This is a genomic window from Pseudomonas sp., from assembly GCF_036404235.1.
Taxonomy (GTDB): domain Bacteria; phylum Pseudomonadota; class Gammaproteobacteria; order Pseudomonadales; family Pseudomonadaceae; genus Aquipseudomonas.
In genome coordinates this window covers 1-24,497 of record NZ_DASWOT010000169.1, presented here as the reverse complement: position 1 = coordinate 24,497, position 24,497 = coordinate 1, and the positions used below count along the sequence as shown (strand labels likewise).

Here is a 24,497-nt window from a genome sequence, read left to right as displayed (position 1 = left end):
GGGTGGCTGCCCGTATGCCAAAGGAGCGACCGGAAACGTTGCAACGGAGGACGTGGTGTATATGCTCAACGGACTGGGCATCGAAACCGGTATCGACCTGGACAAGCTCATCATGGCAGGCCAGCAAATATGCACGGCAGTAAAGCGTAGCAATGGATCGCGGGTTGCCAAGGCGCGTTTGTCGGGTTAACGGTGCGACAAGTTGTCACACAGTGTTACCCTCTGTCGCATCAACCGTTGATAAACGGGTAACACGGAAACAAATGACGACCTTCATCGGCTGAATCTGAATCCTTTATTTTCTCAACGTACTGTTTTTAAAGACTTTTAAAAAACTGGCACGGCATCTGCTTTGTCATAGGTACAACAAAAATAAAAAATCGCAGCAACCCAATAAAAACAAAACGTATCGGCTCTGACATAACAAGAACAACACGGACAGAGGCGCAGCTAACAGATTTTTTTGGAGTGGATCGCTTTTGCAGGCTTAGGCCTCACGACCGGGCAGAGAACAATAAAACTACCGTCAGGTAGCTCCCGAACTGGTTGGACAGTCGCTCTTTAGAGCGGCATGAAAGCACACTATCAGCGCTCAAAAAAATACGTTTGCTCTTGACCCCGGATGGGGGTCGCTCAAAAAAGCAAAAAAGGCCGGCACCAAAAACAACAATAAGACCGCCTAAAAATAAAAAAGAGCATGCAACACAAAACTTGAAGGGGAGCCTTGGCTCCCCTTCGTGCTGTCTGGCATTTGCAAACCCCTTCCCTTCTATCTCCCCCGTTGACATCCCTTCGCTTGCAGGCTTACGTTAACGTAAAGGTGATGCCCAGTATTGCTGCCCGCCAGCATTCCAAAAACAATAGGGAAATCCAACTCATGAACCACCCCAGCCTCAATTTCGCCCTTGGAGAAACCATCGACATCCTGCGCGGCCAGGTCCAACACTTTGTGGCCGCAGAAATCGCCCCACGTGCTGCACAGATTGACCAAGACAACCTGTTTCCGGAGGACATGTGGCGCAAGTTCGGCGAGATGGGGTTGTTGGGGATTACCGTCAGTGAAGAATATGGCGGCGCGGGGCTTGGCTATCTGGCCCATGTCGTGGCCATGGAAGAAATCAGCCGCGGTTCTGCGTCGGTGGCGTTGTCCTATGGCGCGCATTCGAATTTGTGCGTCAACCAGATCAACCGCAACGGCAATGCCAACCAGAAAGCCCGTTACTTGCCCAAATTGATCACTGGCGAGCATGTCGGCGCCCTTGCCATGAGTGAACCCAACGCGGGCTCCGATGTGGTGTCAATGAAACTGCGCGCCGACAAACGCGGCGATCATTTCGTACTCAACGGCAGCAAAACCTGGATCACCAATGGCCCCGACGCCAGTACTTACGTGATCTACGCCAAGACCGACCCGGAAAAAGGCGCACACGGCATCAGCGCATTTATCGTTGAGCGCGACTGGAAAGGTTTCTCGCGCAGCAGCAAATTCGACAAGCTCGGCATGCGCGGCTCCAACACTTGCGAACTGTTCTTCGACGACGTAGAAGTCCCAGAAGAGAATCTGCTCGGCGCACTCAATGGTGGCGTGAAGGTCCTGATGAGTGGCCTCGATTACGAACGCGTGGTCCTCTCAGGCGGGCCGACCGGGATCATGCAAGCCTGCATGGACGTGGTACTGCCGTACATTCATGACCGTAAACAGTTCGGCCAGAGCATCGGCGAATTCCAGCTGATCCAGGGCAAGGTCGCCGACATGTACACCCAACTCAACGCCAGTCGCGCCTATTTATATGCGGTGGCGCAAGCCTGCGAGCGCGGCGAGACCACGCGCAAGGACGCCGCCGGGGTGATCCTCTATTCCGCCGAGCGCGCCACCCAAATGGCCCTGGACACGATTCAGATTCTCGGCGGCAACGGCTACATCAACGAATTCCCCGCAGGCCGACTGTTGCGCGATGCAAAGCTCTACGAAATCGGCGCAGGCACCAGTGAAATCCGCCGAATGCTGATCGGTCGCGAGCTGTTCAATGAAACGAAGTGAAGCAGCCACACGCTTCAAGCGAAAAGCTGCAAGCAAGCATGTTCTTGCAGGTGCTGCTGACGGAGTAAGGTTCCCATGGCAATTCTGAACACTCAGCTCAACCCGCGCTCAGCAGAGTTTGCGGCCAACAACGAAGCGATGCGCACCCAGGTCACCGCGCTGCGCCAGTTGCTCATCCAGGTTCAACAAGGTGGCGGCGCCAAAGCCCAGGAGCGACACACCTCACGCGGCAAGTTGTTACCCCGCGAACGCATCAACCGGTTGCTGGACATTGGCTCGCCCTTCCTTGAACTCAGCCCGTTAGCAGCATATGAGGTCTACGGTGAAGACGTCCCCGCAGCGGGCATGATCGCCGGCATAGGCCGGGTCGAAGGCGTTGAATGCATGATCATCGCCAATGACGCAACGGTTAAAGGCGGCTCGTACTACCCGCTGACCGTGAAGAAGCATCTGCGCGCACAAACCATCGCTCAACAGAACCGCTTGCCCTGCATTTATCTGGTGGATTCCGGTGGCGCCAACCTGCCCCGTCAGGATGAAGTGTTTCCGGATCGCGAGCACTTCGGGCGGATTTTTTTCAACCAGGCCAACATGAGCGCCCAAGGCATCCCACAGATTGCCGTCGTAATGGGATCTTGCACGGCGGGCGGAGCTTACGTGCCCGCGATGGCCGACGAAGCAATCATGGTGCGCAATCAGGCGACTATTTTTCTCGCCGGGCCGCCCCTGGTCAAAGCGGCAACAGGCGAGGTGGTGAGCGCCGAAGCGTTGGGCGGCGCGGATGTGCATTGCAAAGTTTCTGGGGTCGCCGACCACTACGCTCAAAGCGACGAGCACGCGCTGGCACTGGCGCGGCGCAGCATTGCCAATCTCAACTGGCGCAAGCTGGGCGAATTGCACGTGCAGGCCCCTGTCGCGCCGCTGTATGCCAGTGAAGAACTGTACGGCGTGATTTCTGTCGATCCGAAACAACCGTATGACGTGCGTGAAGTAATCGCCCGCCTGATCGATGGCTCAGTGTTCGATGAATTCAAAGCCCTGTTCGGGACCACGCTGGTGTGTGGCTTCGCCCACCTGCACGGCTACCCGATTGCGATCCTCGCCAATAACGGCATTTTGTTCGCCGAAGCCGCGCAAAAAGGCGCGCACTTTATCGAACTGGCCTGCCAGCGCCAGATTCCTCTGCTGTTCCTGCAAAATATCACCGGGTTCATGGTCGGGCAGAAATACGAAGCCGGCGGCATCGCCAAGCACGGCGCCAAGTTGGTCACTGCCGTGGCATGCGCCAAGGTGCCGAAATTCACCGTGATCATTGGCGGCAGTTTTGGCGCCGGTAACTATGGCATGTGCGGGCGAGCCTATGATCCGCGTTTTCTGTGGATGTGGCCCAACGCCCGCATCGGTGTCATGGGTGGCGAACAAGCGGCTGGCGTGCTGGTGCAGGTCAAGCGTGAGCAGGCCGAACGCAGCGGCCAGTCGTTCAGCACAGCGCAGGAATCCGAGATCAAACAGCCGATCCTCGACCAATACGAAACCCAGGGCCATCCGTATTACTCCAGCGCAAGGCTGTGGGACGACGGCGTGATTGATCCGGCGCAGACCCGCGACATCCTTGCCCTCGCCCTTTCGGCGTCACTCAACGCGCCCATTGAGCCCACCCGTTTCGGCCTGTTCCGGATGTAACCCAAGGATTGACCATGACTGACTTTGAAACTGTCGAGATAGAACGCGATCCACGGGGCTTCGCTACGCTCTGGCTAAACCGGCCAGATAAAAACAATGCCTTCAACGCACTGATGATTCGTGAGCTGATTGTCGCCCTGGATCAGCTACAGGCCGACGCCGCGCTGCGCTTGCTGCTGATCCGCGCACGCGGCAAGCATTTCAGCGCGGGCGCCGACGTGGCCTGGATGCAGGAGTCGGCGAACCTTGATTACAACACCAACCTGCTTGACGCCCAGGAGCTGGCTGAACTGATGTACAACCTGGCGCGATTGAAAATTCCGACTCTGGCCGTCGCACAGGGCGCTTCTTATGGCGGCGCCTTGGGGCTGATCAGTTGTTGCGACATGGCAATTGGTAGCGAAGACGCGCAGTTCTGCCTGTCCGAGGTGCGCATCGGCTTGGTGCCTGCGGTCATCAGTCCGTTCGTGGTCAAGGCCATCGGCGAGCGAGCAACACGTCGCTATGCGCTGACCGCCGAGCGTTTCGATGGCCAACGCGCGCGGGAAATGGGTTTGCTGGCTGAGTGTTACCCGTCGACCGAGCTTGAAGCGCAGGTGCAACGCTGGATCGACAATGTGCTGCTCAACAGCCCCAAGGCCATGCGCGCCAGTAAAGATTTGCTGCGTGAAGTGGGCAGTGGCGAACTAAGCCCTGCCCGCCGGCGATTCTGCGAGAACGCGATTGCCCGAATACGGGTGAGCCCTGAGGGCCAGGAAGGCCTGCGCGCTTTCCTGCAAAAACGTACCCCCGCCTGGCAACGCCAAAACCCTAACGACAATGGGGAATCGTCCGCATGAGTGCCATCAAACCCACACGGCTGACCACCTTGCTGGTAGCCAACCGTGGCGAAATTGCTTGCCGCGTAATGCGTACCGCTAAAGCACTGGGGCTGAGGACCGTGGCGGTACACAGCGCCACTGATCGCGACGCGCGACATGCACGAGAAGCGGATATTTGCGTTGATTTAGGCGGTAACAAAGCAGCGGACAGCTATTTGCTGATCGATAAGCTGATTGCCGCCGCCCAGTCCAGCGGTGCTCAGGCGATTCACCCTGGCTATGGTTTTCTGTCGGAAAACGCCGAGTTTGCCCGCGCCATTGAAGACGCAGGTCTGATCTTCCTTGGTCCACCCCCCTCGGCCATCGACGCCATGGGCAGCAAGTCGGCGGCAAAATCCTTGATGGAAAAAGCCGGTGTGCCTTTGGTACCGGGTTATCACGGCGACGCCCAGGACGCCCAGACCTTCCGTGACGCTGCCGCACGCATTGGTTATCCGGTGTTGCTCAAGGCCACGGCCGGTGGCGGCGGCAAAGGCATGAAAGTCGTCGAGCGCGACGAGGATCTGGCGCAAGCCTTGGCGTCTGCGCAGCGGGAAGCGCAGTCGTCCTTTGGCGACTCGCGAATGCTGGTCGAAAAATATGTACTCAAACCGCGTCACGTAGAGATCCAGGTGTTTGCCGATCAGCATGGCCATTGCCTGTACCTCAACGAGCGCGACTGCTCGATTCAGCGCCGTCACCAGAAAGTCGTCGAAGAAGCTCCCGCTCCAGGCTTAAGTCCTGAATTACGGCAAGCCATGGGTGAGTCAGCGGTGCGTGCTGCGTTGGCTATCGGCTATGTCGGCGCAGGCACGGTTGAGTTCTTGCTGGACGCTCGCGGCGAGTTCTTTTTCATGGAAATGAACACTCGCTTGCAGGTGGAACATCCCGTCACGGAGGCCATTACCGGATTGGATCTGGTGGCCTGGCAGATCCGCGTGGCCCAAGGTGAAGCGCTACCCATCACCCAGGATCAGGTGCCGTTGATGGGCCATGCCATTGAAGTGCGCTTGTACGCAGAAGACCCCGGCAACGAGTTCTTGCCGGCAACCGGCAAGCTGGATGTCTACCGCGAATCGGCCGAAGGGCCGGGGCGTAGGGTCGACAGCGGCGTGGCTGAGGGTGACGTGGTTTCGCCGTTTTATGACCCGATGCTTGGCAAGTTGATCGCCTGGGGTGAAAACCGCGAGCAAGCTCGGCTGCGTTTGTTGGCGATGCTCGACGAGTTTGCCATTGGCGGGCTGCGCAGCAACCTTGCGTTTGTGCGGCGCATCATTGCGCACCCGGCGTTTGCCGAGGCCGAGCTGGATACCGACTTCATTGCTCGCTATCACGCGGATCTGCTGCCTGCGGTCCAAGCGTTGCCGGTTGAATTCTGGCAAGCCGCCGCCGAAGCATTTCGCCAGAGCACCCCGCGTCGTGTTCGTGACGATGACCCACACTCGCCTTGGTCAAGCCTTGACGGCCAGCGTTTCGGCCTACCGAACGAAGTTGATTTGCACCTCATCTGCGGCACCGAGCAACAGAAAGTCCAGTTGCGCACACTAGACGCCGCCCACGCGGAACTGCATGGCGAGCGACTGACCATCGAACACAACGGCATACGTCGCCAGCATCAGGCCATCCGCCGCGACAACACGCTGTACCTGCGGTGGCAAGGTGAACTGCACGCGGTCAGGCGTGTCGATCCGATTGCCGCCGCCGACACCCGCCACCATCAACATGGCGGCCTGACCGCGCCGATGAATGGCAGCATTGTGCGGGTGCTGGTCGAAGTCGGTCAGCACGTAGCAGCCGGCACACAACTGGTGGTGCTCGAAGCGATGAAAATGGAGCACAGCGTGCGCGCCGCACAGGACGGGACAGTGGCGGCATTGTATTGCACGCAGGGAGAGATGGTCAGCGAAGGGACGGTGCTTGTTTCACTGACGCCGTTGCAAGCCTAGGCATGGGCATCATTCCTTCGGCAGCGCCTACATATCCCTGTTTACTGCGCGACAGCCCGGCGCCTGGACCCCGGGCGATCGCCTACAGAGCACGCGCCGTGTACGCAAGATTCATCCTGCGCATGGACGTTTAAGCCGCTGCTTCATAAAGCTTCGGCAGCTCTATGTCGCCGCTCACCAGGCTTTGGCGCATCCGCGCAGCTTGCAACGCCGCCGCTTTCATCGCGCTGTCCTTCACGTGACCGTACCCGCGAATTTTCTCGGGCAAACGCGCCAGACTTAACGCAGTGTGACGATTGCTCGCGTTAAGGTGGCTTAGGATCAGCTCGATGTCCGCCTCATAATTGTTGATCAGCCCTCGCTCCTGTTGACGTTCAAGGCTACGACCGAACGGATCGAACGCCGTCCCCCGCAGAAACTTGAACGTTGCCAACACATTGAACGCCTTCAGCATCCAAGGCCCGAAGCTGCGTTTACGTGGCGTGCCACTGTGCGGATCGCGCTTGGCCAGCCAGGACGGGGCCAGATGGAACTCCAGCCGGTAATCGCCTTCGAACTGCGCCTGCAACTGACGAGTGAACTCACCGTTGCTATACAGCCGCGCGACTTCGTACTCGTCTTTGTAGGCCAACAGCTTGAGGTAGCTAAAGGCTACGGCTTCGGTGAGTGCAGGCTGTTGTCCCGCAAACAGGCGACTTTCAACGTCGCGCACGCGGTAAACCAACTGCAAATAACGTTCGGCGTAGGCCTTGTTTTGGTACTCGATGAGCATGTCCCGGTTATTTTCCAGACGTTTAGCCAACTCTATGGGTTGCAGGTCTTCGACCGATACGCTGTCTGGATGGGCTACCGCTTGAACGGCTGGTAGGTCATGCGCCGCGCGGCGTCCCCATAGGAACGCTTGCTGATTGAGATTGACCGCCACGCCGTTCAGTTCGATGGCTTTCTCGATAGCGGCGGATGTCAGCGGGATCAAGCCCAATTGAAAGGCGAAACCGAGCATGAACAAGTTGCTGGCAATGCTATCGCCCATCAGTTTGGTCGCAAGATCGGTGGCCTGGACGAAGTGAGTTTTCTGGACCCCGACCGCCTCTCGGAGGGTCTGCATCATCGCCTGGGCTGGGAACTCGGCATCCGGGTTACGGGTGAATTCTGCCGTGGGCGTTTGCTGGCTATTGATCACCGCATGGGATTTGGCGATGTTGAGTTTGGCGATGGCATCGGGCCCGGACGCCACCAACAAGTCGCATCCCAGCAGCAGGTCCGCTTCGCCGGCAGCAATGCGTACCGCAAACAACTCGTCTTGGCGCGCAGCGATCCGAATATGGCTGACCACCGGACCAAACTTCTGCGCGAGCCCTGCCTGATCCAGCACGCTGCAGCCTTTGCCTTCGAGATTGGCGGCATACCCGAGCATTGCGCCCACGGTGGTGACGCCGGTGCCGCCAACGCCCGACAGCAGAATATTGAACGGTTGGTCTAAACCCGGCAGTGTAGGTTCTGGCAGTTGCGCAAACGCGGGCGCCTGGGTGGGCAACTGAGGTTTTCGCAGTTTGCCGCCATGCACGGTGACGAAGCTGGGGCAAAAACCCTCGACGCAGCTGAAGTCCTTGTTGCAGGCGCTTTGGTCGATCTCGCGTTTGCGACCCAGGGCTGTCTCCTTCGGCAGCACCGACAAGCAGCCCGATTTCACCCCGCAATCGCCGCAGCCTTCGCAGACGGCCGGGTTGATCACTGCGCGTTTGTCCAGATCAATCAGGGTGCCGCGTTTGCGTCGGCGACGTTTCTCGGTGGCGCAGGTCTGGTCGTAGATGATCACCGACACCCCCGTAAATTCGCGCAACTCGCGCTGCACCGCGTCTAGGTCACGGCGGTGGTGGAAGGTGGTAATGGGCGCGAAGTGTTTGCGGCTCGGGTATTTGTCCGGGTCATCGGACACCAGCGCAATACGCTGCACGCCTTCGTTAAACACCTGACGGCTCAATTGATCGACACGCAGGATGCCATCGATGGGCTGCCCGCCAGTCATCGCTACCGCATCGTTGTAGAGAATCTTGTAGGTGATGTTGACCTTGGCCGCGACCGCTGCGCGCACTGCCAGATGGCCGGAGTGAAAATAAGTGCCGTCACCCAGGTTCTGGAACACGTGCGCAGTTTCGGTAAACGGCGCCTGGCCAATCCAGGTCACGCCCTCGCCGCCCATTTGGGTGAAGGTTTCGGTTGCCCGGTCCATCCAGATGGTCATGTAGTGACAACCAATCCCGGCCAGCGCCCGACTGCCTTCGGGCACACGGGTCGAGGTGTTGTGCGGGCAACCGGAGCAGAAATGTGGGGTGCGTTGGGTATTGAACAGTGGAGCGGCGAGGGCTTTTTCCTTGTCTTGGAGAAATTGCAGCCGGGCTTCGATTTTAGGGCTGCTGTAGATGGGGACCAAGCGTTTGGCGATGACGCGAGCGATCATCGCCGGGGTCAACTCCCCAAGATTGGGCAGCAGTGAGCGCCCTTCTTCGTCGAACTCACCGACCACCCGTGGACGCTTGTCCACCGGCCAGTTATAGAGCTGGCCGGTAAGTTGGTCCTCGATCACGCTGCGTTTTTCTTCAACCACCAGAATCTCGTCCAGACCTTGCGCGAAGTCGTGGACTGAAACCGGCTCCAGCGGCCAGCTCATGCCAACTTTAAGCACGCGGACGCCGACTTGAGCGCATAGCGCCTCGTCAATACCCAGCTCTTGCAATGCCTGGCGCACGTCCAGATAGGACTTGCCTGTTGTAATGATGCCAAGACGTGGCTGCGGCGAGTCGATCATCACCTGATTGAGGTTGTTGGCCCGAGCAAAAGCGCGTGCGGCGTAGATTTTGTAGGTATTGAGCCGCGCTTCCTGGGCCAGGGGCGGGTCCGGCCAGCGGATGTGCAGGCCTTCTTTGGGCAATACGAAATCGTCGGGAATACGGGTTTTGACCCTAAGCGGATCAACCTCAACCACCGCGGAGGAATCGACGTTTTCAGCGATGGTTTTCATCGCTACCCAGCAGCCGCTGTAGCGTGATAGCTCCCAGCCGAGGATGCCGTAGTCGAGGATTTCCTGAACGTTACTGGGGTTGAGTACAGGGATCATCGAAGCAATGAACGCGTGTTCGCTCTGGTGCGCGATGGTCGACGACTTACACCCGTGGTCGTCGCCTGCCAAGACCAACACGCCGCCTTTTTCCGAAACGCCCGCCGAGTTGGCATGCTTGAACACGTCGCCACAGCGGTCGACGCCAGGGCCCTTGCCGTACCAGAGGGCAAATACACCCTCGTACTTACCGTGCGCAAAGAGATTGACTTGCTGGCTGCCCCACACGGCCGTGGCCGCGAGTTCTTCGTTCACGCCCGGCTGAAAATGGATGGCGTTTTGCTGAAGATAATCCTTCGCGTCCCATAGGCTTTTGTCGAGGTTGCCCAACGGTGAACCGCGATAACCAGAGATAAAACCTGCGGTATTCAACCCTCGGGCTTCGTCGCGCTGCTTTTGCAGCATGGGCAAGCGGGTCAATGCCTGGGTGCCGGTCAGGTAAACATTGCCGGTTGCCAGGCGGTACTTATCGTCCAGACGAATATCGGCCAAAGACATTCATGCACTCCTTTGTTTTTATACGGTGCGTTTTGAATGAGGCGAGCAGCGGCGACCTTGTGGGCCTGCCTGCTCAAGCGGCGGGACGGTAGATCCGACGCTCATGGGTCAAATAGTGCCCGTGGCCGAGAGGCTTTTTCTTTCTAAATTGACTGGAATCTGTTGATATCCTGCATGCCTGTTTCATTTAAATAATAAAAAAGGGTCAATTCATGCAGGTCAAATTAAGTCCTATCGACCGTAAAATTCTGCGCTTGCTGCAACACGATGCCGACCTCTCCGCAGCCGAGATCGCCGAGCGTGTGGAGCTGTCGCAATCGCCCTGCTGGCGCCGCATCAACCGGCTGCAGGAAGAAGGCGTCATTGAGCGCAAGGTCGCCCTTCTCAACCCAGCCAAGCTGGGCCTGACCATGACTGTGTTCGTCGACATTAAGCTGTCGGGGCACGGGCGCCGTTATCTGACCGAATTCGAAGAAGCGATCATCGGTTACCCCGAGGTGCTGGAGTGCTACACCATGGCTGGGAATATGGATTTTCTGCTCAAGGTGGTGGTGCAGGACATCGCCAGCTATGAGCGTTTTCTACGCGATCACCTGCTGCAAAGCCCGCACGTGCAGGAAGCGCATTCCAATATCGCGATGAGTGAAGTGAAGAGGACGACGGAGTTGCCACTGGATTGAAGGCGCTACGCCAGGCAAGAACGAGCACCGCGAGCAAACTCTTTTCGCGAGGATGCGAAAAAACATTTGACTCTCAAATGATAATGATTACTATTGCACTCAGCCGGTCGCAAGATCGGCTTGATAAACCAGAGGCCTTAGGTCGGCTTCCGGATTATCTCCTCATCAGGCTAATCACGGTTTTTGACCCGGCTCTTTAGGCCGGGTCTTTTTTTGGGTGTGGCCTTTGCGGCCATCAAGGTTCGAGGTGCTGCTTTTCTTCAGGCTAATGAAGAGGGTCGATTTCGATGACGCAGATCATAGCAAAACAATGGCGAGCGCTGAACCTCCAAATCGGTCGAAAACGACACATTTTGCAAAGAAGTGACATTATTTCGAACGCATCACTTGAGAATGAGTCTCATAACTACTAGGCTCCCAGAGCGTCAGGGACGATGCCCCCACTCCTCATTCAAAGGACGACCATGGACGAGCAGCGAGTGAACTCACTATGACGGGTCAATTCACCTCTTTGTTTACCTTGCCTTCACGGCAACCCGACACCCCTCTGAGCCAGGAATGCGATGAGCTTCGTCGACGCATTCAACGATTGCCACGACGTACCCAGCAGATTTTCCTTTTGAGTCGGCTGGATCGGCTGTCGTATTTTGGCATCGGACAACTGCTCGAGATCAGCACTGCTGCCGTGGAAAGATCAATGGTGCGTCTGCTGGAGCACTGTACAGACCGGACTCAAGGGAGCAACGGCGCCGCAAGGAGCCTGGACCCTGTTACCTCACAAGCTCGTCGCTGGTATATACACCTTCAAAGTCCGCAAGCCACCGCCAGCCAGCGTATTGAGTTTCGGCACTGGCTCGATGCCGATACCAGGCATCTTGCAGCCTTCGAAGCCACTGAGCATCTTTGGCGTCGCCTTGAGGCACCTGCGCGGGTACTCGGCGCAAGCGGCTGGCACCTACGCAAACGTCGGGTCTACATCGGTTGGCTTTTGTTGACGGCGTTCCTGTGCAGCTTGCTGGTCACTGCCGAGGCCATCTCGTCGTTGCCTTGAGGTCAGCGTTATACCGCCTGCACCATGGCCGTTTGACGGAACAATCCGTCGCAGTCCCCTGCCCCGATCCGTGTAAAGTAAGTGCCATGACAAGCCCGCGAACCGCGCAGCTACGCTGCGGTTCTCAGACGGAGCAAGTTGGCATTAACGTATTCAGGATCCTTCCGTGACCCAATCCTTGATCGCTATCAACGCAGATTTCGACAGCGGCAACATTTCCGTTGTCGATGCCAGCGACCCGCAACACATCAAACTGGCCATACGCCCCGATACCAACAGCCAGCACTTCCAATGGTTCCACTTCAAAGTGGACGGGATGCAGGTCGGCCAACCCCACAGTTTCAGCCTGACCAACGCTGGCCAGTCGAGCTACAACCGCGCATGGACGGGCTACAACGCCGCCGCGTCTTACGATCAGAAAACCTGGTTCCGCGTGCCCAGTACCTTCGATGGCAAGGCCCTGAATTTCGATCTGACGCCCACCGAGCCGCATATCTGGTTTGCCTACTTCGAACCCTACAGCCGCGAACGCCACCAATGGCTGATCGATCAGGCGTTAAACAACGCTGGCGCAGTACTGCTGGCGACCGGCAAAAGCATTGAAGGTCGTGACATTCCTTTACTGCGTAAAGGTGATGGCGCTGAAGGTAAACGCAAGATCTGGGTCATTGCGCAACAGCACCCCGGCGAGCACATGGCCGAATGGTTCATGGAAGGCATAATTGAGCGTTTGCAGCAAAACGATACCGAGCTGGCGGGCCTGCTTGAGAAAGCCGATCTGTACCTGGTGCCGCATATGAACCCGGACGGCTCGTTCCGCGGTCATCTACGCACCAATGCGCTGGGTAAAGACCTCAACCGGACATGGCAGGACGCCACCCCGGAACTGAGTCCGGAAGTATTCTTCGTCAAAGCACAAATGGAAAAGTATGGCGTGGACATGTTCCTCGACGTTCACGGTGACGAGGAAATCCCTTACGTCTTTACCGCCGCCTGCGAGGGCAATCCGGGTTACACAGACAAACAAAAAGAGCTCGAAGCGGACTTCCGCACGCGGCTGAGCGGTCTTACCAAAGACTTTCAGACACGCTACGGCTACCCGCGCTCAACACCTGGCAATGCCAACATGAACCTGGCGTGCAACAGCGTGGGCGAGCGTTACAAATGCCTGGCGCTGACGCTGGAAATGCCATTCAAGGACAATGACGATGCGCCAAACCCGCTGACCGGCTGGTCCGGTGAGCGGTCCAAACAGTTGGCCAAGGATGTGTTGACCACCTTGGCACAGATGGTGCCAGTGCTGCGTTGAACCGTTCGAGGATAGCTATCCTGTAGCAACTGTGTTCTCAAACCAGTTGCGCGCGGTCTGCCTGTCACACCGCATGCACAGTTTTACGACGGGTTCCCCGCCGGTCGCGGGACAAGCCCAGCTCCTACGACTTGAACTGAGCCTTCATTTATGGGGGCGTCAGGGCCAAAACGCACTGAACTGCGCCCCAAATGTTGGACACCCCTTCCGACTTTTTGAATCGGTTCAGAAATGCCCGCCCAATCGGCCTCGCTATACCCCGCCCTTGCCCCGCAACATGCTGCCTAGCACTTCGTCGCGTCGAATCCAGCCATGGAACAACGCTGCCGCCAGGTGCATGAGGATGGTCAGGAAAAACAGATAGGCCAGATAGCGATGAGCCTTGCGCAACACAGCGAAGGTTTCTGCATTGGCTACCACAATCGAGGGCAAGCGCACACTGTGTCCTAGCATCACCGGATCCCCCGCCGCGCTAATCATCGCCCAACCGATCAAAGGCATCGCCAGCATCAGCGCATACAACAGGTAATGCGATAGCTTGGCCGCCAGTGCTTGCCAAGCCGGCAAATCAGCCGGTAACGGTGGTGTTTTTGTAGACAACCGCACGATCAAACGCACAACCACCAACACCAGAATCGCGATGCCCAGCGGCTTGTGCAGGTTCAGCAGCCACCCGTGACGCTCCGATATCGAGGCCACCATGCCGGCGCCAATGAACAACATGGCGATCACCATCAATGCCATCAGCCAGTGCAACAGCCGCGCCAGCGGTGCGAAGTGGGACGTTGGAGCACTCATGGTTGCTTCTCCTGTGCAGGTGCGGCTTTGAGCTGGTTCACTTCGCTGGTACGACGTTCATAGGACGCTGCGTAGGCTGCGGAGCGCGCCGCCAACAAGGGGTCATCCGAACCTTCGATCCCGCTTGGCAAGACCAACGGGTCGTAGTTGATGTCGCGGCAATCGCCAGTCAGTTGCGGTTGGCTCTTATCGAGGACCAGGGTGCCGGCGTCCAGTGTTTTGCGGTCGGTCGGCCATTGTTTGCTGGCGTCGTTGGTCGGGTCGCCAGGGTTGGCAAGTGTCAGCACCAGGCTGAAGCGCAGAGGTCCTGCGGCGAGCTTCTCAACCAGATCCTTCTCCAGGTAATCCTTGTCTTGCGGCGTAGGCGCCAGTAACGAGTCCTGCGCTTGCGGCACCATGCTCCAGCGAACGGCCTGGCGCTTGCCATCGGCCGCGACCAGGACAAAGGCGTTGACCGAGTTATACGTTTCGGTGGTGTAGCTGGCCGACGGCTTCGCGGTTTTGATCCACGCCAGAAACGGCGCGGTTTCAGGGTGCGCGGCAAAGAACGCTGGCGGTTTGGCAGGGTCGGGTTTGCCGGTTTTTGGATCGGCAGCGGTCGCGTTCTGGAGATCGATAAACGCAGCCGGCGTGCCGACCGGAAATAGCGGCATGCTGTTGATGCCGGTTCGCCATTGCTGGCCGTCTGGTTGGGTGAACTGAAGCGCCAGGCTGCGGATGGGGGCCGCGTTGTCCGGCGAATAAGGATTGCCAGTCGGCAGTGCGAACCTGCCGGTCACTGGCGTGCGCCCGGCCGCAAACACCTGGGCACGGGATAACGAGGCGGCCGCACCATTGCTCTCGAAGTAGCCCGCGACACAAACGCCTTTGGGATGATTGCGGCGATAACCAGGGTGCAGGCCATTGTTGTGTTCGAACGTATCCACCACCCGTGCCGGGGTTAATCGATGCGGGTCGAGGGTGCCGTTGACGTAGGCGAAGGCGCCAGCGATCACGATAACCACTGCGCCAATGCCTGCCAGGCGCAGCAGAACCTGTAAGGGACTCAGGGGCGGTTTCGAATGTTGCGGGGGGTTGCGCTCAATCATGGGAGAACACTCCGGGCCTTGGGGCCTCTATTCACGGTTTGAAGAGTGGGACGTTGTCGCCGTGGGTTTATTCCAGGAAGTGATATTTATTTTTTGGTGCCTGGAATAACCTTCATCGGCATGCGTCTCTCAGGTCATACGATCTGAATCATCCCGGTGGATGACCTGGAAACCAACCCATGAACGATCTGGACGAACACCTCAGAGAACTGCTACCGCGCATGCGCCGTTTCGCGGTGTCCTTGACCCGCGACCCAAGCAGTGCTGATGACCTGGTGCAATCAAGTCTTGAAAAAGCCCTGTCATCCTGGGGCGGTAAACGCCCCGAAGGTGATCTGCGAGCCTGGCTGTTCTCCATTCTTTATAGACAGTTTCTCGATGCCCATCGCCGCTCACGTCGATACAGCCGCATGCTGGAGCTGTTCACCGGAGGTAAGGACGAGCACTTCGAGCCGTCAGTGGAGCGCACCATCGTCGCCCGCTCGACATTGCAAGCCTTCGAACGTTTGAACACCGAACAACGCGCCTTGTTACTGTGGGTCTCGGTCGAAGGGCTGAGCTATAACGAATGCGCGCAAATTCTTGATGTCCCAGTGGGCACAGTCATGTCCCGCCTGTCTCGCGCGCGTCAGGCCTTACGCCTGCTCAGCGATGGCGAAATCTCCACCCCTGCCTTGCGGATACTGAAATGATCACCCTGCCCCCCAGCGAACGCGATTTGCATGCCTACGTCGACGGTCAGCTCAATGATGCCGACCAGTTGACCATGGAAACCTATCTGGCGGCGCATCCGCAGTTAGCCGAACAGGTATTGGCCTGGCAACTGGACGCACAAAGCCTGCGCGCCTCGTTGAGTGGCGAGCTACACCGCGCGCCCAACCCGGAGCTTGACCCGGCCTTCATCCGCCAGCGCCTGCGTCATAACCGGACCCGCCATTACGCGACCGCCGCCGTGCTGCTGATTGCAGTGAGTGTGGGCGGCATGAGTGGCTGGCAAGCGCGGGAAATGACGCTGGCGAGCAATACGCCGCCAATGGCTGACGCCATACAGGCGTACCGGATGTTCGCGGCAAAAGACGACTTGGCCTCCGATTGGAGCCCGACCAAGGCCAGGGACGCTCAAGGTTGGTTGGACAGCAACTTCGCCCAGGCCAATCGCATGCCGGATCTGGCGGCCGCAGGGTTTAAACCGGTCAGCGGCCGGCTGACGCCTACCGAGCAAGGCGCTGCGGCGATGGTGGTGTACAAGGATGCCGAAGGTCGCACGCTGAGCTTTTACATTCGTCCGCCTGGCGAACGTAACCATCTGCTGCCACGCGGTAGCCGTCGTGACGGAGAGTTACAGGCCGACTACTGGTCCAGCAGCGGCTATAACTATGCGATGGTCGGTCCGGCCGACGATCCGGTGGCGAAAGCGGCACGTCAGGCGTTGAACCCTCCGATTTGATTGGCGTGTGATGCAAAGAACCGATCTCGTTATCGAGACCGGTTCTTTCACCCTGTTGCCATCGTCAGTTGCCCGGTGTTCTTCAGTTACCGAACTTCGATGATCCGGCCGGTTGCATCACCTGGTCACGTATCGAGGCCAATGCGTCCAGCAAACTGGAGCGCCCGGTCTCCAGCCGCGACTTTCTGTCTTCCTGCAAGGCCGCCTCCAATACGTGGGTGTAGTTTTTCTGCTCCTGCGTTTTTTCCGGGGTTAACGTGTCTTCGATAAGACGCCCCATCTCGTACTTCGAAACCCGTGTGGAATGACTGGTGGATTTGCTCACCGACGCATCGATCAGCCTGCCTTTGTCGTAGGCCATGCGCAGCGAGCTACTGGTCTTGTCCTCGATCTGGTAATAGGCGTAGTTCTGTGAATCGGAGCTACTGCCAAGCTTGAGGGTTGAGCCTGGATACAGCGCCTGGTGATAACTGGCCGTCAGATGCGACTGCTGGTCCTGCTCGACCGTGCGATTGAGTTGATTAGTGCCCTTGGTTTCGCTCGTTTGCGACACTTGGTAGGCGAACGCATCCAGTTCATCGGGCTGCATGGGGTTGCTGGCCTGCACGCTCTGAGTGACCGAGGCGGTGAAGTCCGCCAATCCGTTCAGCATGGCGTGGTCGACATCGGTCAGGCGAATTGAGTTGACGGTTTGCGGCGCGGTGGCCTTGTTGATCGTATCGGGATAATGGCTGTTCAAGGCGGTGAAGGTGTCGGTGAACAGGCTCATCAATTCTGCGTCGCCGTGGCCACGCTGGCGGGCTGCATCGAATTGCTTGAGATAGCCCTGCAAGGCTTTGGCCTGCTGGTCGGCATCGCCCAAAATGGCCGAGTTTTTCATATCGACAGCCATTTGCAGATTACCGGAGGGCCCACTCATGGTGACTGAGCGCGTGTTGCTGTCGGCATGCAGGCTCAAGCTTTGCACGCTGTCATCGCCGACTTTCAGTTGGGCATTAAGGTCTACCGCCGAGAACGCGCGCGTGTCGTACTGCGTCAGTTTGCCCAGGTCCAGCTTCGGTGGTTGGGCGGTAAAGCCATCGATCGCTGACTGAAAACCATCCGCCAGATCAGCCAGCGCTGCGAGTTCATCGTCGGTGAGCGTGCCGCCGGTCACGTTGGCCTGTACCGCAAGACCATCGGCTTGACTGGTCAGACTCAAGTTCACCGTTGCACCACTGACCGTCTTGATGCTCAGCGTAATGCTGTTGTCGGCGTTAGTGTGCAGCGTCGATTGCGCGGCGGACAACGCTGCGGTGTCCAACTTGCCATTGGACTTGACCAGCGATTGGGAAAATCCGCTGCCGCTGCTGGCCAGTTGTGCCAGCAGCGCGGCACCCAACCCCTGGAATCTGCCGTGCGTGGATGATGACGTGAAGTTGCTGAGCATCGCTGTCGAGACCTTATCATTGGCCTCTGTCTCCCAGGCCAGCGACACCTCGGTGTCCGGCAGCAGGCCTCGGGATGAATAAACCGGCGTCTGAACGGTTGTCTCCTGACCGAGTATCACCACTGCCGCGGGCGACGGAACGGTTTCCACCACCACGCCATCGTTCACCGCAGACGTGGTCGTTGCAGGCTTGGGCACCAGCAGTTGGGCCTGATTGACTGCGCTTATGCTTGTCATAAAACGTTCGCGTCCCTGTTGAGTTTCACTTTCTCTAACTCAGGATAACGGCGGACTCGCCACGAACTTGAACGCCGGACCGCCCCGCTTGGCGCTCGCGACCGCTTGCCATGCCATGCGGCTGATCATGATCCGCGAAGCACCCTGGTGTTTGGCCCGGCTGGCTACGAGCGAACGCCACTTACCTGCGAAACCTTGCCCGATTGTCTCAAGGCCACCAGTAAGGCAACCAAAGCAGTCAAGGCCAACGACACCACGATCAATCCATAAATATTGGTCGTGGCAATGAGCCCCACGTGTTTAACCGAGAGGCCTGCAATCAGGGCCGGCACGCAAAACGCCAGGTAACTGAGCACATAGAATGCCGACATCAAGCCCGCACGCTCATGAGCATGGGCCAGAGGCAGCAACAAGCGCAGCGCCCCGAGGAAGCTTGAGCCAAAACCGATACCTGCCACTACCGTGCCGACAAAAAACAGCCATAACAGCCCCAGGTTGACTGCGGCGAGGATCACCAACACCCCCAGCGCCAAGAAACTGCAGCCCACCAGCAGCGCCATCCTTGGCGGTCGCATGCGCAACTTCATGATCGTTACGGCGCCGCTGATGGTCAGCGCTGCCACGGCAAAACCACCATTGAGTACCGACCTGGACCCAGTGGCAGCGGCCAGCAGCGAAGGTGTCAGCGACAGGAAAAACCCGCCCAACGCCCACGCCGCGATGTCCGCCGGCAATACCAGCCAGAGCGTTGCGCGCGCACGTTGCGGCACATGCAACGAGGGCAGCAGCGAGCGCCAGACACCCGGTTGTGGCGTGACAGTTTCCTGTGTGCGCCACAGGTAAAGGGCTTGAGCGACGAACGCTGTCAACAACACTGCGTACGCGAGCAACAAGGGCAACGGCGCAAACTCAACCAGCGCACTGGTGCCTAATGCACCAGCAGTCATGCCGAACATCGGGGCGATGCTATTTACCAGCGGCCCTTGCGTTGGGTCGGTGTCGAGCAACGCTGCGCCGAGCGCACTGGTGGCCATTCCCGTGGCGAAGCCCTGCACAAGGCGGGCGCTTAGCAGCCAACTGACGTCGCTGGCACAGATGAACAACAGCATGGAAAGCGCCTCCAGCAGCAACGCCGCAAAAATCACCGGCCGTCGCCCTAGGTAATCGGACAACGAACCGACGACCAGGAGCGCGACCAGCAAACTCAGGGCGTAGACGGCAAAGATCAGCGTCAGCAAGGCCGGCGAAAAGCCCCAATGTTGTTGATACAGGTGATAAAGCGGCGTGGGTGTACTGGAGGCCGCAAAGAAGCACAGCAGGACGAACGCAAGGAAGCCGAGGTGGCCACGATCCCGAGCGTCGACTTTCGGGTTCTGCAATGGTTGAGACACAGGTACACTCTCCAAAAAACCACAACACAAAAGCAAATATTTAGCGTTACCGAGTGTGCAAGCTGAAATACATTAAAGCAAATACTTTGCGTTAAGGTCTGTTCCATGGCGATAAAAGAAGGCATACGCACAGGTGGCCGCAGTGCCCGGGTGCAAACATCAATTTACGCGGCGGTTCGCGATCTGCTGCTCGAACAGGAGCGTTCGGCACTCAGCGTGCCCGTCATCGCCGCGCGGGCGGGCGTTACGCCGTCGACGATCTATCGCCGTTGGGGCGACCTCACCGCCCTGCTTGCGGACGCTGCCGTAGAACGTCTGCGCCCCGATGAACCGGTCGATTGCGGCAACCTGCGCGACGATTTGCGCAAATGGACCGAAGTCTATCTGGATGAGATGAGTTCAGAGCCGGGCCGGGAAATGATGCGCGACGTGGTGTCCAGCAGCGCGACCTTGTGCTCGGGCAAGTGCTTGAACATGGTGCGCGATCAGTTCCAGATCATGATTGATCGGGCCCGCGAGCGCGGCGAACGCACACCCTCGGCGGATGAACTGATTGACGCGGTGGTCGCGCCAATGATCTATCGCATTCTCTACGCCGAAACCCCTCCTGGCCTTGAGCGCATGTATCAGTTACTGGATCGCTGCCTGGGCTAAGCGTCAGTAGTGCAGCGCCACCGCGCATCTGACTGCCGCCGCGACCTGCAAATCGTTATGATGCTCGGCCAAATTAGCCATCTGTGAACACCTCTATGCACACTCTCGCAGACCTGCGCGCCGGCAAACTGGCCGGCATCAAGCGCCTGGAGCTGGCCTGCGGCCTGACTGAGTTCCCTGAGGAAATCTTCAGCCTCGGCGATACCCTGGAAATGCTCGACCTGAGCGGCAATGCATTGACGGAACTGCCCGCTGACCTGCATCGGCTCAAGCACCTGAACATTCTGTTTTGCTCCAACAACCCCTTTACCCGCCTCCCGGAAGGCATCGGCCAGTGCCCGCAACTCCAGGTTGTCGGCTTCAAGGCGTGCCGCATCCAGGACGTACCCGCGCGCTCACTGCCTCCCCAGTTGCGTGCCTTGATCCTCACTGACAATTGCATCGAGTCCTTGCCCGACGAGCTGGGCAACTGTCACGCCTTGCAAAAACTGATGATGGCGGGCAATCGGCTGCAGCATCTACCGAAGACGCTGGTCAATTGCGAGCGACTGGAGCTGCTTCGAATCGCGGCCAATAACATCCATCAATTGCCCGAATGGCTGCTGAACATGCCCGCATTGGCATGGCTTGCCTGCGCCGGTAACCCGTTGTCGTCAGCGCCGACCGACACACCGATCCATCCGATCGCCTGGCAAGACTTACAGCTTGAGCAAGTACTCGGCCAAGGCGCTTCAGGCGTCATTCAGCAAGCGCTGTGGTTCTGCGATGACGTGGCGCCGCAACCGGTTGCAGTCAAGCTATATAAGGGCGCCGTGACCAGCGATGGCTCGCCACTCAATGAAATGGCGGCGTGCATTGCCGCGGGTAATCACGCCAACCTGATCACGGTAGAAGGGCAGATCCACGGCCATCCACACGAGACTGATGGGTTGGTCATGCAACTGATTTCACCGACATTTATGAACCTGGCAGGCCCGCCGAGCCTACAAACCTGTACGCGCGACCAGTATGGCGATACCCGTTTTACCCCCTCGGTCATTTTGCGCATTGCCGCTGGCGTCGCTGCCGCCGCCGCTCATTTGCATGCTCACGGCATCACCCACGGGGATCTGTACGGGCATAACATTCTTTGGAATGAACGCGGCGACTGTCTATTGGGGGATTTCGGTGCGGCTTCGTTTTATCCGGATGCCCAGACCGGGCTTGCGCTGGAGCGACTTGAAGTACGGGCTTTCGGGATTCTGCTGGGGGAGCTGATTGAGCGATGTGATGGGATGAAAGCCCTACAAATAGCGTTGCTGACAGCGCTTCAGGCCCAGTGCATTCAAGCGAATGTCGCGCAACGGCCGTCTTTTCTAGAGGTGGAGCAACAACTGGCGGCAATTAGCGACGCCTAATCTTCAGTATTCGCAAGCAAGCCCGCTCTATAAGGCGGTATGAGGGCTTGCTCGCGAAAGCGCCGGTGAGTCCAATAAAATCATTGGCCGCTGACGCCAGGGTCTGTTGCGAGCCTCAGCCCGCCAAGCCTACATACACGTTCTGCACATCATCGTGGCTGTCAATTGCCTCGAGGAACGCTTCAACCTCAACCATTTGCTCGTCTGTGAGGCCGTCCACCGTGCTTTTCGGCCGGTAGCCAATGTGTGCGGACTGCACCGTGAAACCAAATTCGGGCAGCGCCTTGCACACGGCGTCCAGATCAGTGATTTCAGTGAGGAACAGGGTTGCGCCCTCTTCGCCTGGTTCGAAGTCCTGCGCACCGGCTTCGATCGCGGCCTCTTCCGGGTCGGCATCGGCGCTGGCTGGCACGGCTTCGATCATGCCTTGATGGAGGAAGTCCCAGGATACCGAGCCTGCGGCACCCAATTGGCCTTTACGGAACAACACGCGGATTTCCGAAACCGTACGGTTGATGTTGTCGGTCAGGCACTCAACGATGACCGGTACTTTGTGCGGAGCGAAACCTTCGTAGGTCAGCTTCTCGAAATGCACATGCTCGCCAAGCAATCCGGCGCCTTTCTTGATCGCGCGTTCGAGGGTTTCACGCGGCATAGAGGCTTTTTTCGCCTGTTCCACGACCAGGCGCAGGCGTGCGTTCATGTCAGGATCAGCGCCGGAACGCGCGGCAATCATGAGTTCCTTGGACAGCTTGCCGAAAATACGCCCCTTGGCATTGGCTGCTGCTTCTTTATGCTTGACCTTCCACTGTGCGCCCATTATTGCTCTCTTGTTTCGGTAGCGCCTTACCATCAGGGTCGTGCGAGCGGCATGGCGTGCCGTTTGCGTGACAATAAGCGCTGAAAAATGGTGACTGATACTGATGCGCCTAGGCAAATCCAAGGTGCCCGCGCATTTTATACGCGATAACGCCAGATGAAACCCCTCGCAGTACGCTGTCGATCAAACCTAAGCCTATAAGTTTCATCTCACAGGCCGCTTCGCTAGCCACGACAAGCAGACGCACCCTGTAGTCCTTTTCCGAAATATCCACTAACGATGACTTTGACGCGCTGCTTTTCGTACCCTCTGCACCTCGATTTCCAAGGTAAGAGAGCACGCAGATGCGCGAAGACAAGCAAGGGCCAATGACACTGGCGATCAATGATAGCCAGATGGATCTGCATGTCATCAGCTTCACAGGGCGAGAGGCTCTGAACCAACCTTACCGTTTTGACGTGGATCTGGTCAGTCGACACTCGGGACTCGACTGCTCCAACCTGCTGCGCCGCGATGCCTATCTGGCGTTCGGCCCACAGCAGCAGGGCATACACGGCCAGATATGGGAGGCCAATCAGCTACATGCCGGTGACTGTTTAAGTCTGTACCGAGTCAGCCTGATGCCTGACCTGCAACGACTTGCCACGACCAGTAAGGCCCGGACATTCAACGGCATGAGCGTGCCGCAGATTATCAAGCAGTTACTGGGCAATCACGACATACAAACAGAGGCTTATCGCTTTGAGCGCACCACTGGCCTCTATCCACCGAGGGAACACTGCGTGCAATACCAGGAAACAGACCTTCACTTGCTGCAACGCCTGTGCGAGGAGGAAGGGATCAGTTTCCGTTTTGAACACGGCTTGGGCGGACATGTGTTGGTCTTTGCCGACGATCCGGCAAGCTTTCCGGAAATGATGGAAGCGCTACCGATGCTCCTGTCGCGCGATGGCAATGAATCCGGGATTGGCATTGAGCATTTCGCTGAACAGATGTCGATTCATCTCAGTTACAGCAGTCATATGTATGACAACCTGCCCTCTGTAGCCGCCTATCAGCGCTCCGGTGTCGGCGGCTCGGCGTTGCAGACAGATGAACTGTCCGGTGTGCCATCGCTTTTTGGCGTGCGTGACGGCGAGTCTGCGCGTCAACGTCAGATCAGCACGCGCACACTGGAGCGCCTGCGCTGCGAGCGGCGCGTCGTTAAAGGACGCAGTAATGACCCCACGCTGCTCAGTGGGCAAATCATGCGTGTGACTCATCATCCAGAACGGCTGCTGAACGATCAGTGGCTACTGACCGAAGTTCGCCATGAAGGGATGCATCTGGGTGTACTCAAAGGCTGTCATTCCAGCGACATCGCGGTCATCGTCAAAGCCACGTTAGCCATGCGCGCCCTGACCTTCAGAGCGATGGAGCCGTATCAAACCTCGACGACGGGCAGCGAACGCATGTCGGCCTGTCAGTACCGGAACGAGTTCGCCGTGATTCCCTGGGCCATGCCCTTTCGTCCCGCGCTGGATCATCGCAAGCCGCCCATCACGGGGACACATACCGCCACCCTATCGTGCCCACAGGCGTTTGACGCCAGCGGACGCGTGAAATTGCGTTTCGCGTGGCAGCCGCCGAGTATCGACGAGGGTGGGCAAGACAGCTGGGCAAAGCTTTGTAACGCCGTGGAGATCAATGACAGCACAGCCCAGGTGAGCGTTCGCTTCTTTGACGACGATACCGATCAGCCGGTGATTTGTGGTGTGTTGTGCCAGGCAACCGCTGAGTCGGCCGTGGCCGCCTTACGCCGATCATTGCCCACCGGGGTTGACGAGAATCACCTGCTACTGGTGCCCGGACAACGGCTGGAGGTGAATGATCTTCAGGCACTAACGTTGCGCACCTCACTGGCGACACTTGAAATGAAACCCCAAGGCCTGACCTTTTCCAGCTAATACGGGAATACGGGAATACGGGGTGGATCGCGCACATGGGACGCGCGACACCCCGCTGTCAATAACGCAGAATGCTTCGCTCTGCGCAGGGAGCATCAACGATG

Annotated in this window: 17 protein-coding genes and 2 pseudogenes; 13 read left to right on the top strand and 6 right to left on the bottom strand. The window is 58.2% G+C overall.

What is annotated here, in order from left to right:
* From VGC62_RS21255 to VGC62_RS21235, 5 genes and pseudogenes are all read left to right on the top strand, one after another.
* Positions 1-190, top strand: a pseudogene (locus tag VGC62_RS21255) (hydroxymethylglutaryl-CoA lyase); the annotation flags it as partial.
* Between the two features lie 687 nt (positions 191-877).
* Entirely contained in the window at positions 878-2,041 is a 1,164-nt protein-coding gene (locus tag VGC62_RS21250; protein ID WP_331189047.1) for an isovaleryl-CoA dehydrogenase, read from the top strand.
* A gap of 75 nt (positions 2,042-2,116) precedes the next feature.
* Positions 2,117-3,724 carry a carboxyl transferase domain-containing protein gene (locus VGC62_RS21245; RefSeq protein ID WP_331189046.1) on the top strand — a complete coding sequence of 536 codons (1,608 nt, stop codon included), beginning with the start codon at positions 2,117-2,119 and terminating at the stop codon, positions 3,722-3,724.
* A gap of 14 nt (positions 3,725-3,738) precedes the next feature.
* Positions 3,739-4,563, top strand: coding sequence for a gamma-carboxygeranoyl-CoA hydratase (locus VGC62_RS21240; protein WP_331189045.1), 825 nt, complete (start codon positions 3,739-3,741; stop codon positions 4,561-4,563).
* Positions 4,560-6,530 (top strand): acetyl/propionyl/methylcrotonyl-CoA carboxylase subunit alpha, encoded by a 1,971-nt coding sequence (locus VGC62_RS21235; RefSeq protein WP_331189044.1) that lies wholly within the window; start codon positions 4,560-4,562, stop codon positions 6,528-6,530. The genes VGC62_RS21240 and VGC62_RS21235 overlap by 4 nt, the downstream gene beginning before the upstream one ends.
* Positions 6,531-6,752: 222 nt before the next feature.
* Here VGC62_RS21235 and VGC62_RS21230 read toward each other — a convergent pair.
* A pseudogene (locus tag VGC62_RS21230) lies at positions 6,753-10,146 on the bottom strand (indolepyruvate ferredoxin oxidoreductase family protein); the annotation flags it as partial.
* Positions 10,147-10,358: 212 nt separating this feature from the next.
* Between VGC62_RS21230 and VGC62_RS21225 the strand changes: the two are divergent.
* The 3 genes from VGC62_RS21225 (at position 10,359) to VGC62_RS21215 (ending at position 13,186) form a co-directional block, all read left to right on the top strand.
* A complete protein-coding gene (locus tag VGC62_RS21225) occupies positions 10,359-10,826 on the top strand; it encodes an Lrp/AsnC family transcriptional regulator (RefSeq protein WP_331189042.1) in 468 nt (155 codons plus the stop codon).
* Positions 10,827-11,316: 490 nt separating this feature from the next.
* Positions 11,317-11,877, top strand: a complete 561-nt coding sequence (locus VGC62_RS21220; RefSeq protein ID WP_331189041.1) for a DUF4880 domain-containing protein — start codon at positions 11,317-11,319, stop codon at positions 11,875-11,877.
* A gap of 166 nt (positions 11,878-12,043) precedes the next feature.
* Complete coding sequence (locus VGC62_RS21215; protein WP_331189040.1) at positions 12,044-13,186, top strand: M14 family metallopeptidase; 1,143 nt, start codon at positions 12,044-12,046, stop codon at positions 13,184-13,186.
* Positions 13,187-13,438: 252 nt separating this feature from the next.
* Here VGC62_RS21215 and VGC62_RS21210 read toward each other — a convergent pair whose 3' ends face one another.
* A complete protein-coding gene (locus VGC62_RS21210; protein WP_331189039.1) occupies positions 13,439-13,984 on the bottom strand; it encodes a cytochrome b in 546 nt (181 codons plus the stop codon).
* Positions 13,981-15,072 (bottom strand): catalase family peroxidase, encoded by a 1,092-nt coding sequence (locus VGC62_RS21205; protein WP_331189038.1) that lies wholly within the window; start codon positions 15,070-15,072, stop codon positions 13,981-13,983. The genes VGC62_RS21210 and VGC62_RS21205 overlap by 4 nt, the downstream gene beginning before the upstream one ends.
* Before the next feature lie 179 nt (positions 15,073-15,251).
* On the opposite strand from VGC62_RS21205, the gene VGC62_RS21200 reads away from it, so the two are divergent.
* Positions 15,252-15,764 carry a sigma-70 family RNA polymerase sigma factor gene (locus VGC62_RS21200; protein WP_331189037.1) on the top strand — a complete coding sequence of 171 codons (513 nt, stop codon included), beginning with the start codon at positions 15,252-15,254 and terminating at the stop codon, positions 15,762-15,764.
* Positions 15,761-16,519 carry an anti-sigma factor gene (locus VGC62_RS21195; RefSeq protein ID WP_331189036.1) on the top strand — a complete coding sequence of 253 codons (759 nt, stop codon included), beginning with the start codon at positions 15,761-15,763 and terminating at the stop codon, positions 16,517-16,519. The genes VGC62_RS21200 and VGC62_RS21195 overlap by 4 nt, the downstream gene beginning before the upstream one ends.
* 82 nt (positions 16,520-16,601) lie before the next feature.
* Here VGC62_RS21195 and VGC62_RS21190 read toward each other — a convergent pair whose 3' ends face one another.
* Positions 16,602-18,185 carry a lactate dehydrogenase gene (locus VGC62_RS21190; protein WP_331189035.1) on the bottom strand — a complete coding sequence of 528 codons (1,584 nt, stop codon included), beginning with the start codon at positions 18,183-18,185 and terminating at the stop codon, positions 16,602-16,604.
* Positions 18,186-18,349: 164 nt separating this feature from the next.
* A complete protein-coding gene (locus tag VGC62_RS21185) occupies positions 18,350-19,576 on the bottom strand; it encodes an MFS transporter (protein WP_331189034.1) in 1,227 nt (408 codons plus the stop codon).
* A 105-nt stretch (positions 19,577-19,681) separates the two neighbouring features.
* On the opposite strand from VGC62_RS21185, the gene VGC62_RS21180 reads away from it, so the two are divergent.
* Together VGC62_RS21180 and VGC62_RS21175 are read left to right on the top strand one after the other, a co-directional pair.
* Positions 19,682-20,230, top strand: a complete 549-nt coding sequence (locus tag VGC62_RS21180) for a TetR/AcrR family transcriptional regulator (protein WP_331189033.1) — start codon at positions 19,682-19,684, stop codon at positions 20,228-20,230.
* Between the two features lie 95 nt (positions 20,231-20,325).
* Positions 20,326-21,627: a leucine-rich repeat-containing protein kinase family protein gene (locus tag VGC62_RS21175; RefSeq protein ID WP_331189032.1), complete on the top strand. Its 1,302-nt coding sequence runs from the start codon at positions 20,326-20,328 to the stop codon at positions 21,625-21,627.
* 115 nt (positions 21,628-21,742) lie between these two features.
* Here the strand turns inward: VGC62_RS21175 and VGC62_RS21170 are convergent, their stop codons facing one another.
* Positions 21,743-22,447, bottom strand: coding sequence for a YebC/PmpR family DNA-binding transcriptional regulator (locus tag VGC62_RS21170; RefSeq protein ID WP_331189031.1), 705 nt, complete (start codon positions 22,445-22,447; stop codon positions 21,743-21,745).
* 344 nt (positions 22,448-22,791) lie between these two features.
* Here VGC62_RS21170 and VGC62_RS21165 point away from each other — a divergent pair, with 344 nt between their 5' ends.
* Positions 22,792-24,393 (top strand): type VI secretion system Vgr family protein, encoded by a 1,602-nt coding sequence (locus VGC62_RS21165; RefSeq protein WP_331189030.1) that lies wholly within the window; start codon positions 22,792-22,794, stop codon positions 24,391-24,393.
* Positions 24,394-24,497 lie beyond the last annotated feature (104 nt).

Bases quoted from the DNA above. Each gene is read 5' to 3' on its own strand.
- VGC62_RS21250 (WP_331189047.1), top strand. From the start codon at position 878: ATGAACCACCCCAGCCTCAATTTCGCCCTTGGAGAAACCATCGACATC.
- VGC62_RS21245 (WP_331189046.1), top strand. From the start codon at position 2,117: ATGGCAATTCTGAACACTCAGCTCAACCCGCGCTCAGCAGAGTTTGCG.
- VGC62_RS21240 (WP_331189045.1), top strand. From the start codon at position 3,739: ATGACTGACTTTGAAACTGTCGAGATAGAACGCGATCCACGGGGCTTC.
- VGC62_RS21235 (WP_331189044.1), top strand. From the start codon at position 4,560: ATGAGTGCCATCAAACCCACACGGCTGACCACCTTGCTGGTAGCCAAC.
- VGC62_RS21225 (WP_331189042.1), top strand. From the start codon at position 10,359: ATGCAGGTCAAATTAAGTCCTATCGACCGTAAAATTCTGCGCTTGCTG.
- VGC62_RS21220 (WP_331189041.1), top strand. From the start codon at position 11,317: ATGACGGGTCAATTCACCTCTTTGTTTACCTTGCCTTCACGGCAACCC.
- VGC62_RS21210 (WP_331189039.1), bottom strand. From the start codon at position 13,984: ATGAGTGCTCCAACGTCCCACTTCGCACCGCTGGCGCGGCTGTTGCAC.
- VGC62_RS21205 (WP_331189038.1), bottom strand. From the start codon at position 15,072: ATGATTGAGCGCAACCCCCCGCAACATTCGAAACCGCCCCTGAGTCCC.
- VGC62_RS21200 (WP_331189037.1), top strand. From the start codon at position 15,252: ATGAACGATCTGGACGAACACCTCAGAGAACTGCTACCGCGCATGCGC.
- VGC62_RS21195 (WP_331189036.1), top strand. From the start codon at position 15,761: ATGATCACCCTGCCCCCCAGCGAACGCGATTTGCATGCCTACGTCGAC.
- VGC62_RS21190 (WP_331189035.1), bottom strand. From the start codon at position 18,185: ATGACAAGCATAAGCGCAGTCAATCAGGCCCAACTGCTGGTGCCCAAG.
- VGC62_RS21180 (WP_331189033.1), top strand. From the start codon at position 19,682: ATGGCGATAAAAGAAGGCATACGCACAGGTGGCCGCAGTGCCCGGGTG.
- VGC62_RS21175 (WP_331189032.1), top strand. From the start codon at position 20,326: ATGCACACTCTCGCAGACCTGCGCGCCGGCAAACTGGCCGGCATCAAG.
- VGC62_RS21170 (WP_331189031.1), bottom strand. From the start codon at position 22,447: ATGGGCGCACAGTGGAAGGTCAAGCATAAAGAAGCAGCAGCCAATGCC.
- VGC62_RS21165 (WP_331189030.1), top strand. From the start codon at position 22,792: ATGCGCGAAGACAAGCAAGGGCCAATGACACTGGCGATCAATGATAGC.